The 12,944-nt window shown below is 68.6% G+C and carries 15 protein-coding genes; 5 read left to right on the plus strand and 10 right to left on the minus strand.

The window, feature by feature from the left end:
* Window positions 1–79: 79 nt before the first annotated feature.
* The 3 genes from G4H71_RS03915 to G4H71_RS03925 form a co-directional block, all read right to left on the minus strand.
* Entirely contained in the window at window positions 80–991 is a 912-nt protein-coding gene (locus G4H71_RS03915) for a restriction endonuclease (protein WP_072736715.1), read from the minus strand.
* A gap of 276 nt (window positions 992–1,267) precedes the next feature.
* Window positions 1,268–1,795 carry an OmpA family protein gene (locus tag G4H71_RS03920; protein ID WP_083342763.1) on the minus strand — a complete coding sequence of 176 codons (528 nt, stop codon included), beginning with the start codon at window positions 1,793–1,795 and terminating at the stop codon, window positions 1,268–1,270.
* 109 nt (window positions 1,796–1,904) lie between these two features.
* Window positions 1,905–2,591, minus strand: a complete 687-nt coding sequence (locus G4H71_RS03925) for a CPBP family intramembrane glutamic endopeptidase (protein WP_246442809.1) — start codon at window positions 2,589–2,591, stop codon at window positions 1,905–1,907.
* A 296-nt stretch (window positions 2,592–2,887) separates the two neighbouring features.
* On the opposite strand from G4H71_RS03925, the gene G4H71_RS03930 reads away from it, so the two are divergent.
* Window positions 2,888–4,585: a fumarate hydratase gene (locus G4H71_RS03930; protein ID WP_072736942.1), complete on the plus strand. Its 1,698-nt coding sequence runs from the start codon at window positions 2,888–2,890 to the stop codon at window positions 4,583–4,585.
* 136 nt (window positions 4,586–4,721) lie between these two features.
* Here the strand turns inward: G4H71_RS03930 and G4H71_RS03935 are convergent, their stop codons facing one another.
* From G4H71_RS03935 to G4H71_RS03945, 3 genes are read right to left on the minus strand one after another with little or no spacing between them, the layout of a single operon-like run.
* Window positions 4,722–5,072: a hypothetical protein gene (locus tag G4H71_RS03935; protein ID WP_072736714.1), complete on the minus strand. Its 351-nt coding sequence runs from the start codon at window positions 5,070–5,072 to the stop codon at window positions 4,722–4,724.
* Between the two features lie 43 nt (window positions 5,073–5,115).
* Window positions 5,116–5,721 (minus strand): mismatch-specific DNA-glycosylase, encoded by a 606-nt coding sequence (locus G4H71_RS03940; RefSeq protein WP_072736713.1) that lies wholly within the window; start codon window positions 5,719–5,721, stop codon window positions 5,116–5,118.
* Between the two features lie 34 nt (window positions 5,722–5,755).
* Window positions 5,756–5,923 carry a DUF4287 domain-containing protein gene (locus G4H71_RS03945; protein ID WP_307718297.1) on the minus strand — a complete coding sequence of 56 codons (168 nt, stop codon included), beginning with the start codon at window positions 5,921–5,923 and terminating at the stop codon, window positions 5,756–5,758.
* 34 nt (window positions 5,924–5,957) lie between these two features.
* Here G4H71_RS03945 and G4H71_RS03950 point away from each other — a divergent pair, with 34 nt between their 5' ends.
* The 3 genes from G4H71_RS03950 (at window position 5,958) to G4H71_RS03960 (ending at window position 8,655) form a co-directional block, all read left to right on the plus strand.
* Window positions 5,958–6,899 (plus strand): SMP-30/gluconolactonase/LRE family protein, encoded by a 942-nt coding sequence (locus tag G4H71_RS03950; RefSeq protein ID WP_072736711.1) that lies wholly within the window; start codon window positions 5,958–5,960, stop codon window positions 6,897–6,899.
* Window positions 6,900–7,021: 122 nt separating this feature from the next.
* Complete coding sequence (locus G4H71_RS03955; protein WP_072736710.1) at window positions 7,022–7,660, plus strand: YdcF family protein; 639 nt, start codon at window positions 7,022–7,024, stop codon at window positions 7,658–7,660.
* A 74-nt stretch (window positions 7,661–7,734) separates the two neighbouring features.
* Window positions 7,735–8,655, plus strand: coding sequence for a PE-PPE domain-containing protein (locus tag G4H71_RS03960; RefSeq protein WP_072736709.1), 921 nt, complete (start codon window positions 7,735–7,737; stop codon window positions 8,653–8,655).
* Here the strand turns inward: G4H71_RS03960 and G4H71_RS03965 are convergent.
* Entirely contained in the window at window positions 8,564–9,526 is a 963-nt protein-coding gene (locus G4H71_RS03965; protein WP_072736708.1) for an alpha/beta hydrolase, read from the minus strand. The two genes, G4H71_RS03960 and G4H71_RS03965, sit on opposite strands and share 92 nt — an antisense overlap.
* Window positions 9,527–9,833: 307 nt before the next feature.
* Here G4H71_RS03965 and G4H71_RS03970 point away from each other — a divergent pair, with 307 nt between their 5' ends.
* Window positions 9,834–11,243, plus strand: coding sequence for a DHA2 family efflux MFS transporter permease subunit (locus G4H71_RS03970; RefSeq protein WP_072736941.1), 1,410 nt, complete (start codon window positions 9,834–9,836; stop codon window positions 11,241–11,243).
* A gap of 239 nt (window positions 11,244–11,482) precedes the next feature.
* Here the strand turns inward: G4H71_RS03970 and mihF are convergent, their stop codons facing one another.
* From mihF to G4H71_RS03985, 3 genes are all read right to left on the minus strand, one after another.
* Complete coding sequence (mihF, locus tag G4H71_RS03975; RefSeq protein WP_072736707.1) at window positions 11,483–11,794, minus strand: integration host factor, actinobacterial type; 312 nt, start codon at window positions 11,792–11,794, stop codon at window positions 11,483–11,485.
* A gap of 308 nt (window positions 11,795–12,102) precedes the next feature.
* Entirely contained in the window at window positions 12,103–12,408 is a 306-nt protein-coding gene (locus G4H71_RS03980) for a hypothetical protein (protein WP_139183102.1), read from the minus strand.
* A 173-nt stretch (window positions 12,409–12,581) separates the two neighbouring features.
* Window positions 12,582–12,911: a hypothetical protein gene (locus G4H71_RS03985; protein ID WP_072736705.1), complete on the minus strand. Its 330-nt coding sequence runs from the start codon at window positions 12,909–12,911 to the stop codon at window positions 12,582–12,584.
* Window positions 12,912–12,944: the final 33 nt, after the last annotated feature.

Below are 12,944 nucleotides of genomic sequence, written 5' to 3' on the forward strand. Positions count from 1 at the left end.
CGCTTCGCACACCGATTGCACCACAGACGCGAGCGGTCCGGGTCCGACTCCGGCAACTCCCCGGTCGCCCCGGCGACCGTCAGCGCGGCTCGAGCGACCGGAAGTAGTCGGGCCGGACCTCCACGTCCTCGACGACCCTGGTCGTGGTGCGGACCCCGAGAGCGTGCTCCTTGAGCAGTTCACACAGCCGGTCACCGTCGATGAGGTCGATCGGCGGGGCCCCGTCGCGCCGCGACTCGGCCCGGGCGTCGCCGGTGAACGTCCCGGTGGTGATGAGCAGGCCCTTCTCGCCCCGACCCGACATCGCGCCACGGAAATCGCGCACGGTACGGGCCTCCACGCTGCCACTGTTCCGGCGGCACTGGAAATACACCGGGAAGCTCAGCAGAGCCAGTTGATAGAGACCGAGCCCCTCCACGTCCCCGGACCCCGTCCGGGCCGTCACCGAGGCACTCGAGAATCCGGCCTCCCGCAACAGCCGCTGAGTCAGCCGCTCGAACGCGTCGGGGGACATCGCGAGCACGGTCTCGAGAAGCTGGTCCTTCCAGTTGTCGTTGTCGGCCAGGGTCGCGTCGGGCTCGTCGTGGGAGGAGTCCCCGGCGGACTCGGGCCGGGCGGCCGCTTCCGCGTTCTTCCTGGCGGCATTGCGCTTGCGGGTCTCGGCCGAGAACTCGGCGTGCAGTGGCCGGATCTGTTCCTCGGTGACCTCACGGCCCTTCGCCGTCACGCTCCACACCCCGCGGCGACTGTTGGTGAGCAGGCCCATTCCCTTGAGATAGGTCCGCGCCCAGGCCAGCCGATACTCGATCTCGGTGGTCGGGCCGTCACCGTGCAACACCGCCTGTGCCTGCGAGGACAGCTCCTCGCGTGCGATGACCGCGCTGTCGAGCTCGTCGTTCGAGGCCGAACCGCCGAGGGCGATTGCCGCCTGCAACGCGGGCCAGAGAAGATCGACATACCGCGGAACGAGGGCACTCATGCGGACCAGCATGCCCGACCGCGTCGGGCGCCCGGCAAGGGCCCCGAATTGCACCACCCGCGCACCTTCCCGACAATGGTTCGCGGCGCACGACCGGGCGCCGCGAACCTCACACACAGGGAGTGCACACCATGGATCTGGCGTTCCTCGCGGACCTCTTCGGAGCCTTCTCCGACCTCTTCTCGGCTCTCAGCTTCTTCCAGAGCCTGTCCTGATCGGCCCGTGAACGGCGCCCGCACCGCGAGGTACGGGCGCCGTTCACGTACAGGCGGCGAGCAGCCGGCGAGATCATTCCTCGCCGACCACGAACTCCACCCGGTCGACATCGACGTCCTGATCCTCGGGGTTGGCCGTTGCGGTCACCGTGATCCGGTCCCGCTCGACCCCGTCGTCGACGAGGGCGTCGACGACCGCCGTGGCCCGTTGTTCGGCGAGTTGCGCGGCGGCATCCGCGTCGTCCCCGCTCGCATACGTCTTGACCTCGATCGTGTCGTCGTTGGTTCCCAGTGCGGCAGCGACGGCACGAATCGTGGCTCCGCTGACCGTGGACAGTTCCGCAGTGTCCGCATCGAACGTCACCGGTGCGGCTTCGACCGCGGAGTTCACCGCGTCCTGGACAGCAGCCACAGCTGTGTCCCCGACACCCGTCTCCTCGGTCGTCGCCTCGGCCTCGGTGGTGTGGTCCGTGTGCTCCTGCGTCGTCGTGGTCGTGGCGGCGTCGTCCGAATCGTCGTCGGCGCACGCGGACGCGCCGACCAGCGCAATCGCCGACACCGCAGCCGCGGTCACCACTGCCTTGCGGGTTCTACCCATCATGAGAGCCTCCTCGTCGAGGTCGTACGGTCCCCTCCGGGGTATCCGCAATGTCCGATTCGGAAACCTCGGACACCGACGGGCCCGCCGGGCCGACCCTGAGCGCTCCGACTCAGGCGAGGGTGGCGTGCCAGACCACGGCCGCCGCCAGGGCCCCCAGACCGTTGAGCGACCAGTGCAGCGCGATGGGTGCGAGCAGGCTGCCGCTGCGTCGGCGCAGCCAGGTGAACACGAAACCGGCGGCCGCGGTCGCCAGCACGGCACCGGCCACACCGAGGACCTTGCCGAACACTCCCACACCGAGGAAGGCGGTGAGGCCCGCGTTCCCGGTGGTGAGACCGAGCGAGGAAGCAATGTGCCACAGGCCGAACAGCAGGGACCCCGCCGCGAACACCCCCCGCGCCCCGTACGCCCGCTCGAGAGTTCCGTGCAGGACACCGCGGAACGCCAGCTCTTCCGGAATGACCGTCTGCAGCGGGATGACGATCATCGACGCGATCAGTGCACCGGAGATCGTCGCGTAGCGGTCGGCCATGAAGAACGGCCTGGTCCACGGCAGAGCCACTCCGATCGCGATCACCGCGAGCACCAGGGCGACGGCTCCGAGCGCGTAGATCGACCCACGGCGCAGGTGCCGGGGTGACAGGCCCAGCTCAGCCCAGCCGAGGCCCCGCCGGCGGGTGAGGAGAAGGAGGACGACGGCCGCCGCGGGTACCGCCGCGACGCTCGCCCACACGGTCGTGAAATGTGCGACGAGATTGGTGGCGACGAGGACCGCGACGACCACCGCGATGTCGATGTAAGTCCTCGCGCGGCTGCGCCGCCGGGCCGAACGGTCGACCGAGCCGGACGCGGTTCCCGCTGCCACGGCCACGGCGGACGTCACCTCGGCGTGCCTGTCGACAGGACGGGCGGGAACTCTCTACAGCCGGAATACACCCCCTCGAGTGTACGGACGGCGACGGTACACCCCGGTGATACCGGACACCCGTCCCCCGGCTGCGAAACCGAACCCCGGTCCGGTCCGGTCCGGTTTGCCCCGCTAGCCTGAGCAGAACATCGACGCACCACATCGACACGCGTTCAGGAGATATGATGGCCGACTTCCTCTACGAGGACTTGCTGCCGATCGGGGAAGATCCCACCGAGTACCGGCTGCTCACGACCGAGGGCGTTTCCACCACCACAGGCCCCGACGGTCGTACGTTCCTCCAGGTCGAGCCCGAGGCGTTGCGTCTGCTCACCGAGACCGCACTGCACGATATCTCCCACTACCTGCGCACCGATCATCTGAAGCAGGTCGCGGGCATCCTGGACGACCCGGAGGCGTCGGACAACGACAAGTTCGTCGCACTCGACCTCCTCAAGAACGCGAACATCGCCGCAGCGGGTGTACTCCCGATGTGCCAGGACACCGGCACCGCGATCGTGATGGGCAAGCGTGGCCAGCAGGTGCTCACGCCCGGCGACGACGAGCGGTCCATCGCTCGCGGCGTGTACGACGCATTCACCCGGCTGAACCTGCGGTACTCGCAGAACGCCCCCCTGACGATGTGGGACGAGAAGAACACCGGCAACAACCTGCCCGCACAGATCGAGCTGTACGCGGACACCGCCCAGGGCCACGAGAACTCCTACAAGTTCCTGTTCATGGCCAAGGGCGGCGGATCGGCCAACAAGTCGTACCTGTACCAGGAGACGAAGGCGATCCTGAACCCGGACTCGATGATGCAGTTCCTCGAGGCCAAGATCCGCTCGCTCGGCACCGCGGCGTGCCCGCCGTACCACCTGGCGATCGTCGTCGGCGGCACCTCCGCCGAGTTCGCGCTCAAGACCGCGAAGTACGCCTCCGCGCACTACCTCGACGAGCTGCCCACCGAGGGCGCGATCACCGGTCGCGGGTTCCGGGACCACGAGCTCGAGAAGAAGGTCTTCGAACTCACCCAGAAGATCGGCATCGGCGCGCAGTTCGGCGGCAAGTACTTCTGCCACGACGTCCGCGTCGTCCGGCTCCCCCGCCACGGCGCCTCGCTGCCCGTCGCAATCGCCGTCTCATGCTCCGCGGACCGGCAGGCGAAGGCGAAGATCACCCCCGAGGGCGTGTTCCTCGAGCAGCTCGAGTTCCATCCGGGCCGGTTCCTGCCCGAGGTGACCGACTCCCAGCTCGACGCCGACACCGAGGGCATCTCCGGAACCGGCAAGGGCGCCGCGGTGAAGATCGACCTGACCAAGCCGATGCCGGAGATCCTCGCGGAGCTGTCCAAGCATCCCGTCAAGACCCGACTGTCGCTGACCGGTCCACTCGTCGTCGCGCGCGACATCGCACACGCGAAGATCAAGGAGCGTCTCGACGCGGGCGAGGAGATGCCGCAGTACCTCCGCGATCACCCCGTCTACTACGCCGGACCGGCGAAGACACCCGACGGCATGGCGTCGGGCTCGTTCGGGCCGACCACTGCCGGCCGGATGGACAGCTACGTCGAGCAGTTCCAGGCCGCGGGCGGGTCGATGGTCATGCTCGCCAAGGGCAATCGCTCGAAGCAGGTCACCGACGCCTGCAACACTCACGGCGGCTTCTACCTCGGTTCCATCGGCGGGCCGGCGGCACGCCTGGCTCTCGACTGCATCAAGCACGTCGAGGTCGTCGAGTACGAGGAACTCGGCATGGAAGCGGTCTGGAAGATCGACGTCGAGGACTTCCCCGCCTTCATCGTCGTGGACGACAAGGGCAACGACTTCTTCGCCCACACCGGCGAGGTCACGCTGACGGTCGGCAAGCGTCCCGGACTCTGACGCCCCGGGGCTCGGCGGGCTCGGGATCAGCCTGCCCCACCCGACGTCACAGGCGCTCCCCTTGTTGCACCGTGCTCCCGAAGGTTCGAGAGCACGGTGCACACGACGTCCGCGGATCGAGTGACGTTCTCCGGGTCTAGGTCCAGAGCACAGCGACGAGCACGTTGAGGACGGCCAGCCCGCCGACGACGTGCACCATGGTCGGGTTGCCCTCGTCCCGCTTCTGCTTGCCCCGGGTGATCTCGGCGAGCGTCACCACTACCAGGGAGACCACCAGCTTGACGGCGATCTTGGCGTGGTCGTAGTCCTTGTCCAAGGCTCCCTCGCCGAGACCGACGAGGATCAGGCCGGACAGGAACTGGATCCGTGCGCCCCAGACCACCAGTTCGGTGATTCGCGGCGCCTTCGCGACCGCCAGGTACCCGCCGACGAGCGCCGCGAGACCGAGCATGTGGACGACGACGAAGACGTTGTACAAAACAGACATATCTGGACCCTACCGACGGCGATTCGGCGGTCCGAACGAAGTGTTACCTTCCTTTGTCCCCTACCGTGCCAGGCGAATCCGTCTCTCGGACCACCCCGGCAGCCACGGCGGCGGACCGATACTTCTCGGCGAGACTCGCTGCCGTCTCGTGCGCGTTGAGCCCGCTCGGATTCGGGACCACCCACAGCTGCGCGCCCTCGAGATCGGCCTCCTGACGGCCGGCGGGCACCGTCTTGTGGCCGAATGCCGTGCGATACGCCGTGATCCCCGCGACCGCGACGACCCGTGGGCGCGCCCGCCGCACCACCGCCCGTAGACGTTCGCCTCCCGCCCGGAGCTCGGCCGGCGTCAACTCGTCCGCGCGGGCGGTCGCGCGCGGCACCAGGTTGGTGATCCCGACGCCCCGCTCGATCAACAGGTCGTGATCGGCATCGGACATCCCCGCCGACGGGTCGACGGGCCGCTCGATGATCCCCGCACGCAGCAGCGCCGGATAGAACCGGTTGCCCGGCCTCGCGAAGTGCGCTCCGGTCGCCGCCGTCCACAGGCCCGGGTTGATCCCGACGAAGAGCAGCCGGCAGTCCGGCCCGATCAGGTCGGGGACCTCGGCATCGCGGAACGACTCGAGGTGCGCGCGAGTGAATCCCATGCCCGCCAGTACAGCACCCGGGGGGCAGGGACCGTCACCGGGCTGCGTCCGCCATCAGCGTGTGCGCGACGAGTGCGTCGGCATGCCCGTGGCCCGGCCCGTGCTCGGATTTCAGCCACGCGACGATCTCCATGTGCTTGGTCTTCCCCCTCGCGCGGATCAGCTCGATCCAGTGCTCGACGGGCCGGTGCCGACCGCCCATTGCCACAGAAGGTGATGCAGAGCACACTCGATACATGCGCCCACGCCTGTTCGGCCGCAGAGCCGCGGCTCTTGCCACCGCCCTGCTCCTGTCTGCCGGGCTCGCCGTCCTCGAGGCCCCCGTCGCGCAGGCCGCGCCGGTGTGCCCCGGTGCCGGCCAGCCACCGGTACTCGTCGCCACCGTTCCGGGCGGGGTGCTCGAGGGGATGGCGGTGGACCGGCGCGGACGCCTGTACACCACGGACCTCGTCACCGGCCGGGTGTACCGCATCGACGCCCCTGGCGCCCCCGCCTACCCGATCGCGACGGTCCCGGACGGCGGGGCCGGTGGCCTCGCCTGGCATCCGGACGGATCCCTGCTGGTCGGATACGGTGCCGACGCCCGCGTGCTGGTGGGCGACGCACTCCTGCCCGGCGCCCTTGCGAAGCTGGATGTCGAGACCGGGGAACTGCGACCGTTCGCGAGTGGGTTGAGCGCCTCGAACGGGATCGCCGTGAGCCGGGAGGGCTGGGTATACGCCACCAACGACTTCGGCTCCCTCGTCGGGCAGGTGTCTCCGGACGGCGTGGTGAATCCCGCCTGGGCCTCGACACCGAGCGCCAACGGCGCGGCGCTCAGCGCCGACGGACGCTACCTGTACGTCGCCCACACATTCGCCGCCCCGGGCGTCAGCCGGATCCCGGTGTTCGCGCCCGCAGCGCAGGAACGGCTCGTCGACTTCGGCGGTCTCGATCTGTTCGCCGCGGCCGACGGGTTGATCCTGGACTCGCGCGATCGCCCGATCGTCCCGACCGACGTGAGCGGAGAGATCCTGCGAGTGGACGGACCGAACCAGTTCTGTGCCCTCGCCGGCGGACTTCCCCTCTCCAGCACGGTCACCTACGGGGCAGGCACCGAGGGATTCTCCGAGGGGCGGCTGTTCCGCGGCGGGTTCGACGGGGCGATCTACGAGATTCCCGGCGGATTCGACGGCTGACTCGCCCGGCCTCGTCCCGTGGACCTGCACAGAGTGTCGATCTGCTGCGGGCGGGGAACCTCGACTGGCACACTGATCCGCGGTCGGGATGCCATCAGCCGTGCCAATGCGAGGGGACTCGAATGAAGCACACTCGAACGAAACGGATCCGGCGGGCGACAGCTGCCGTGGCCGTCGGCGTCGCCGCGGTCACCGGTGTCGGCGCGGGACAGGCCGCCGCCACGCCGACACCGGCGACCATCGCGAACGGGATCCTGTCGATCACCCCCGCCTGCCAGGGCGTCATCGACGAACTGATCATCGCCTGCACCCATCTCGAGCTGCTCACCCCCTCGTTCCCGGTCATGCTGGATCTCAACCCGTTCGGCACACACATCGTCGTCCTCGGCGCCGGTTTGCACGACGACGGAACGATTCGGCCGGTCCTGGAACAGCGTCTGCGGGCCGCGCTGGCCACTGCGCAGCGCTACCCCACGGCCCCGATCGTCGTGACCGGCGGAGTCCCCCGCAACGGCGTCACCGAGGCCGGCGCCATGCGCGCGTGGCTCACCGCGAACGGCGTCCACCCCGGCCGGATCATCGAGGAACCCGCCTCCCGATCCACCGTCGAGAACGCCCGCTTCACCAACGACGTGCTCCTCGCCCGCCGCGCCACCGGCGCCGTCCTCGTCACCGACCGGGACCATCTGCAGCGCGCCATGATCAACTTCCGCCAGGCCGTGGACGCCAGGATCCCGATCGCCGGCGTCGTCGCCAACTGACCCTCGGCAGGATCGCCAGGAACTTCTCAGGATCTTCGCGGGGCACTCTCACCGGAGTCGGGCACGATGGTCGTATGGCCGAGGTGACCGTTCTGGCGGTCGGGGGCACCGGTGAGTCCTACCCCGACGACGACCGACTCGAAGTGTCCGGAATTCTGCGCGGCGTCGTCGACGCCCTCGACCCGCGGTTCGATGCCCGGTGGGTCGGCTACCCCGCCTCCTACGGGCCCGTGTCGCCGAGCGGGCTCAGCTATCGCGACAGCGTGGACGCCGGAGTGGAGCGGCTCGTCGCCCGGATCGAGGCCTCGTCGACGCCCGTCCTCCCGATCGGGTACTCGCAGGGCTGCACAGTCGTCCGGGAAGTGCTCGGCCGGATCGCGGACGGGCGGCTCCCCCGCGGGCCGGTGGTCGCCGCCGGGCTGATCTCGGATCCCCACCAGCCCGCCGACGTGGTCCGCGGGTGCTCCGGGAGCGGCGTCGCCGGCGCCGGGCCACCGACGCCGGACACCGTGCCGGTGCTCTGGGTCGCGCACCCTCGCGACATGATCTGCAATGCCGGGGACGACAGCCTGATCCGTGACGTCGCGGACCTCACCGCGTCGATGTCGCTGCGCACCACGCACACGTGGCGCCGGGACATCTGGGCGCTGCTGCGATCCAACGGTTTCCAGAATGCCCCCAAGACACGAGTGCACCCGGCGCAGTGGCGAACCGATCTGCGCCGGGTGCGTGCGGCGGCCGAGGAAGTCCTCGGCTACCTACCTCGACGAGTGGACTGGCACGGGGTGCGGATCACGAACCGCCGCGGCGGCAGGCATGTCGCCTACGCCACGGAGCCGCTCGACACGAGCGGGCTCACCGGCTGCCAGATCCTTGCCCAGTGGCTGCAGGTCCAGGCGACGTTCAGGCCCCGAGGACGGGAGCGAACGTACCGAACCACGCTTCCTTCAGGCGGTCCTGCCAGTAGGTCCACCAGTGGGTGCCCTGCGAGGTGATGTGCACCTGCGGGTTCACACCCGCGGCCTGGGCAGCGGCCACGAACATCCGGCTGCTGATTCCGGCAGCGGTTTCCAGCGGAACCATCTGCGCGAACTTGACCGGGTCGAACGACGAGCTGGCCGGGTTGACCGTGGGGTCACTCGACGGGGCGCCGCTGCCGGACGAGATGTACACGCCCTTGCCCTGAAGCTTGCCGACGTTGAGGATCGGGTCGTTGCGAGTCCAATCACCGAGCGGCCAGGTGCCCCACATGTTGGAGGCGCTGCCACCCATCTCCGCGACGGAGACCTGGATGCCCTGCGCGAAGCCGGGGCTGCTGACCACGGGGTAGCCGCTGAACGATCCCACGGCCTTGTAGAAGTCGGGGTTGTTGATCGCCAGGTTGAGCGCGGAGGTGCCGCTCATCGACAGTCCGGCGACCGCGTTGTTGACCCCGTCACTGCCGAACTGGTCGGCCATCACCGGAGGCAGTTCCTTGGTCAGGAACGTCTCCCACTTGTTGACGCCGAGGACCGGGTCCGGCTGCTGCCAGTCGGTGTAGAACGAGCCGCCGCCACCGAAGGGGATCACGACGTTGACGCGCTTGTCGGCGAAGAACTGCTCGACATCGGTCTCGATGAGCCAGCCGTTGTTGTTGTCCGGCGCGCGCAGGCCGTCGAGCAGGTACAGCGTCGGGGCCGGCCCGCCACCCGCAGCCTTGAGCACCTTGACCGGCACGGTCTTGTTCATCGCATTCGAGTGCACGTAGACCAGGGCGGAGTCGGCCTGGGCGACGCCACCTCCGGCGAAAACCGCGGTAAGCCCCGCTGCGAGTACTGCTACGAGACCCAGGACGAGCACCCGGGCACGGCGTATCACCTTCGACATCGACAATGTCCTTACAGATTCCGGTCCGACACGAATGACTCGGGTGAGAGTAACAGCCGGATAACTATCGGGCAGCACGGGTCACGAGATCGTCATCGGATCGCAAGCGAGGCGAACGGGAAGAAAAAACCGTTCGCGCGGTGTCGGTACCGAGCGGTAGGTTCTGACGCTGTCCGGTCCGAGCACCCTCGGGGTACCGGGCGGCCCCATCCGTCTCCCCCATCCGAAGGGCGTCTCCGTGACCGAATCCGTCCGACAGACCGACGAACCCGTCGCCGAGCAGCCGGGTCCGGTCGACGCCACTCGGATCGAGCGCCGGCACCTCCTGGTGATCGGGGTCCTCCTGGTCGCCAGCTTCGTGGTGATCCTCAACGAGACCGTGATGACCATCGCCATCCCGGTGCTGCAGACCGAGCTGGGCGTGCAGCCGAGCGTCGGCCAGTGGCTCACCACCGCGTTCATGCTCACCATGGCCGTCGTCATTCCGCTGACCGGCTACCTCATCCAGCGGGTCCCCACGCGGACCCTGTTCGTCCTGGCGATGTCGCTGTTCTCGGCCGGCACGCTGATCGCCTTCGGGGCACCGGGTTTCGGGGTGCTCCTGTTCGCCCGCATCGTCCAGGCGTCCGGCACCGCGATCATGCTGCCGCTGCTGATGACGACGATCATGACGCTCGTGCCTCCGGCGCGGCGCGGCGCGATGATGGGCAACATCTCGATCGTCATCGCCGTGGCCCCCGCGCTCGGCCCGACGGTCTCCGGCTTCATCCTCGATCATTTCGGCTGGCGGTGGATCTTCGGATTCGTCGCACCCATCGCGCTCGCAACCCTCGTACTGGGTGCGCGACTGGTGATTCCGGTGGCCGAGACGAGCGCCTCCCGGATCGATCTGCTGTCCGTGCCGCTCGCCGTGCTCGGGTTCGGTGGGCTCGTCTACGGCCTGGTGGGCATCGGAGAGTCGGCCGAGGCCGATTCCGCCGTCCCGGTGTGGGCCCCGTTCCTGGTCGGCGCGGTGGCGATGGCGGCGTTCGTCGCCCGCCAGATCCGGCTGCAGCGCGAGGACAGGGCACTGCTCGACCTGCGCGTGTTCGGTTCCCGTCAGTTCACGGTCGCCGTGGTGGCGATGCTGCTGGCGATGGCGACCATGATGGGCACGTTCATCATCGTCCCGTACTTCGCCCAGACCGTGCTCCTGTTCGATCCGCTGCAGACGGGCCTGCTCACCCTGCCCGGTGGCCTGCTCATGGGCCTCGCGGGGCCGATCGTCGGGCGCATCTACGACGTGCGCGGGCCGCGGGTCCTCGTCGTCCCGGGTGCGCTTCTCATCAGCCTCGGGGTGTGGATGCTCACCACCGTGAGCACCGGGACGTCGCTGTGGTGGCTGGTGCTGTCGAACATGGCGCTGTGCCTCGGCCTGGCCGCCACGTTCACGCCGTTGATGACGTCGGGACTGGGTTCGATCGACGCACACCTGTACTCGCACGGCTCCGCGGTGGTGGGCACGTTCCAGCAGGTCGCCGGTGCCGCGGGCACGGCCTTGTTCGTCACCGTGATGACCGTCGTCGCGGCCGGCTCGGGCCACCCGGCCGAGTCGCCGGAGGCGATCGTCGACGGCGTGCGCAGCGTGTTCCTCGTCGCCGGAGTGCTCTCGTTCGTGTTGATCGCGGCGTGTCTGTTCGTCCGCAAGCCCGCGGACGCCCAGGTGGTCAGCCACTGACGCGTGCGGCGAGGCGACCTCGCGGCAGGTGCGCGGCTCAGTAGATGGTGTGGACGACGGTGTTCGGCAGGTGCGGGAGGTCGGTGCCGAGGGTGAACTCGACCTCGCCCGACCCGACGTCGAGGTAGGACCCTGCGCGCTTCTACCTGGAGCATCGCCCGATTTGCCGGAAACCGTTACACGCCCCACGGGAACGCGAAAGCTACTCGCGTCCCCGTGGGGCGTGCAGTGGTGTCAGATCAGGACAGGCGCTCGAGCAGGTCGGTGCGCTGACGCGGACCCAGGCCCGAGAGGCGACGCGACTCGGCGATGCCGAGCTCCTCGATGATGCTGCGGGCCTTGACCTTGCCGACCTTGGGCAGCGACTCGAGCACGTAGAGAACCTTGGTCTTCCCGATCACCTCGTCCTTGTCGGCGCGTTCGAGAACGCCGGCAAACGATTCGCTCCCGGACTTGAGGCTGTCGCGCAGCTCCGCGCGGGCGCGGCGAGCGACGGCCGCCTTCTCGAGCGCCGCAGCGCGCTGTTCCGGCGTCAAGGTCGGCAATGCCATGAGAACTCCTAGTGGTTGGAAACTGGTCCTACCTGCGAACGTAGACCAGATCCGCACGTCGCAGGCGAACCTGCGCCGGTATGTCGCGAGTTCTCGCGCTGGTCGAGGCGTTGAACACACCCGAATGGCGGGCAGATCCGGCATTCCGGGCATTTTCTCGATACGCGCACTCTCCGGCACTTCCGCGCACGGTGCAGACTGCGCGGAAGTACCGCTAGGTGCGCGTACGTCGCACGGCGTCGTGCGCGTCGCACTGGCTGTAACCCGTGCGACGCTCCACAACCGGTGCGACGTGGTTCCCGGGACCCTTACTGCGCCCAGAGGACGGTGTCGACGGACCGCGGCGCCGCGGTCACCCGGGCAAGGTCAACGGCCAGTTCGAGGCATCGCGGCAGACCTTCCACGACGGACTGCCAGTTCTCGGTTCCTTCGACCACGTCGATGAAGTGCCCGTTGACGAGGTCGAACGTGATCGTTCGGTATGCCGGCGAGATCACGTGGCCGTTGTCGACCACCGCAGAGCGACGAATCATGGTGACGGCACGAACCTCCGACCAGGGTGTGAGCACTCCCCAGGTCACGAGTCCGCCCTCGGTGACATCGTCCACTGGCATCGCCGCCGGGCCCGCGCTCAGACGTCGAAGCGGAACTCGACCACGCCGCCGCACGTAGGACTATCTGCCCGCCGCGTCATCGAACCACGAACCGCGATGCCAGAGCCTCCGCTCGTGCTCGCGAGGGTCGGCGATCACGAGGTGGACGACGTCGAGGGCAGCGCCGGTGTCCTCTACCTCCCGGTGCCGAACACGTCGGCGGTCGTGAGGTCATCGAAGCTGGCGATCAGCCGGGCTCCGTCGTAGACCTCTGAACGATCGGCGAACACCCGCACCGTGCGGATGATGCCCGTGCCCTGAAGAAGCGACTCTCGCTCCGGATCGGACGGACCCGCGATGTGGATCGTGACCTCCATGCCGGGGCCGCCCGCGTCCGGCACGAAGGGGGCAATCGCGTCGAAGCCTCCGTACTGCTCACCGATCCTGTGCAAGATCTCGGCAACGAACGCTGTGGGGTCACGACGTGGGGTCGGCTCGGCTGCTCTGCGACGGAAGAGGTTCATGCTCCGATTCTCGCAGTCTCTGGGACAGAGATG

Origin of the sequence: Rhodococcus triatomae, from assembly GCF_014217785.1 — a bacterium.
GTDB lineage: Bacteria > Actinomycetota > Actinomycetes > Mycobacteriales > Mycobacteriaceae > Rhodococcus_F > Rhodococcus_F triatomae.

What these genes read in the sequence shown, in the direction of transcription:
- G4H71_RS03930 (WP_072736942.1), top strand. Translation starts at nt 2,888, where the DNA reads ATGGCCGACTTCCTCTACGAGGACTTGCTGCCGATCGGGGAAGATCCC.
- G4H71_RS03940 (WP_072736713.1), bottom strand. Translation starts at nt 5,721, where the DNA reads ATGGGATTCACTCGCGCGCACCTCGAGTCGTTCCGCGATGCCGAGGTC.
- G4H71_RS03980 (WP_139183102.1), bottom strand. Translation starts at nt 12,408, where the DNA reads ATGCCAGTGGACGATGTCACCGAGGGCGGACTCGTGACCTGGGGAGTG.
- G4H71_RS03955 (WP_072736710.1), top strand. Translation starts at nt 7,022, where the DNA reads ATGAAGCACACTCGAACGAAACGGATCCGGCGGGCGACAGCTGCCGTG.
- G4H71_RS03965 (WP_072736708.1), bottom strand. Translation starts at nt 9,526, where the DNA reads ATGTCGAAGGTGATACGCCGTGCCCGGGTGCTCGTCCTGGGTCTCGTA.
- mihF (WP_072736707.1), bottom strand. Translation starts at nt 11,794, where the DNA reads ATGGCATTGCCGACCTTGACGCCGGAACAGCGCGCTGCGGCGCTCGAG.
- G4H71_RS03915 (WP_072736715.1), bottom strand. Translation starts at nt 991, where the DNA reads ATGCTGGTCCGCATGAGTGCCCTCGTTCCGCGGTATGTCGATCTTCTC.
- G4H71_RS03920 (WP_083342763.1), bottom strand. Translation starts at nt 1,795, where the DNA reads ATGATGGGTAGAACCCGCAAGGCAGTGGTGACCGCGGCTGCGGTGTCG.
- G4H71_RS03945 (WP_307718297.1), bottom strand. Translation starts at nt 5,923, where the DNA reads ATGGGCGGTCGGCACCGGCCCGTCGAGCACTGGATCGAGCTGATCCGC.
- G4H71_RS03960 (WP_072736709.1), top strand. Translation starts at nt 7,735, where the DNA reads ATGGCCGAGGTGACCGTTCTGGCGGTCGGGGGCACCGGTGAGTCCTAC.
- G4H71_RS03950 (WP_072736711.1), top strand. Translation starts at nt 5,958, where the DNA reads ATGCGCCCACGCCTGTTCGGCCGCAGAGCCGCGGCTCTTGCCACCGCC.
- G4H71_RS03935 (WP_072736714.1), bottom strand. Translation starts at nt 5,072, where the DNA reads ATGTCTGTTTTGTACAACGTCTTCGTCGTCGTCCACATGCTCGGTCTC.
- G4H71_RS03985 (WP_072736705.1), bottom strand. Translation starts at nt 12,911, where the DNA reads ATGAACCTCTTCCGTCGCAGAGCAGCCGAGCCGACCCCACGTCGTGAC.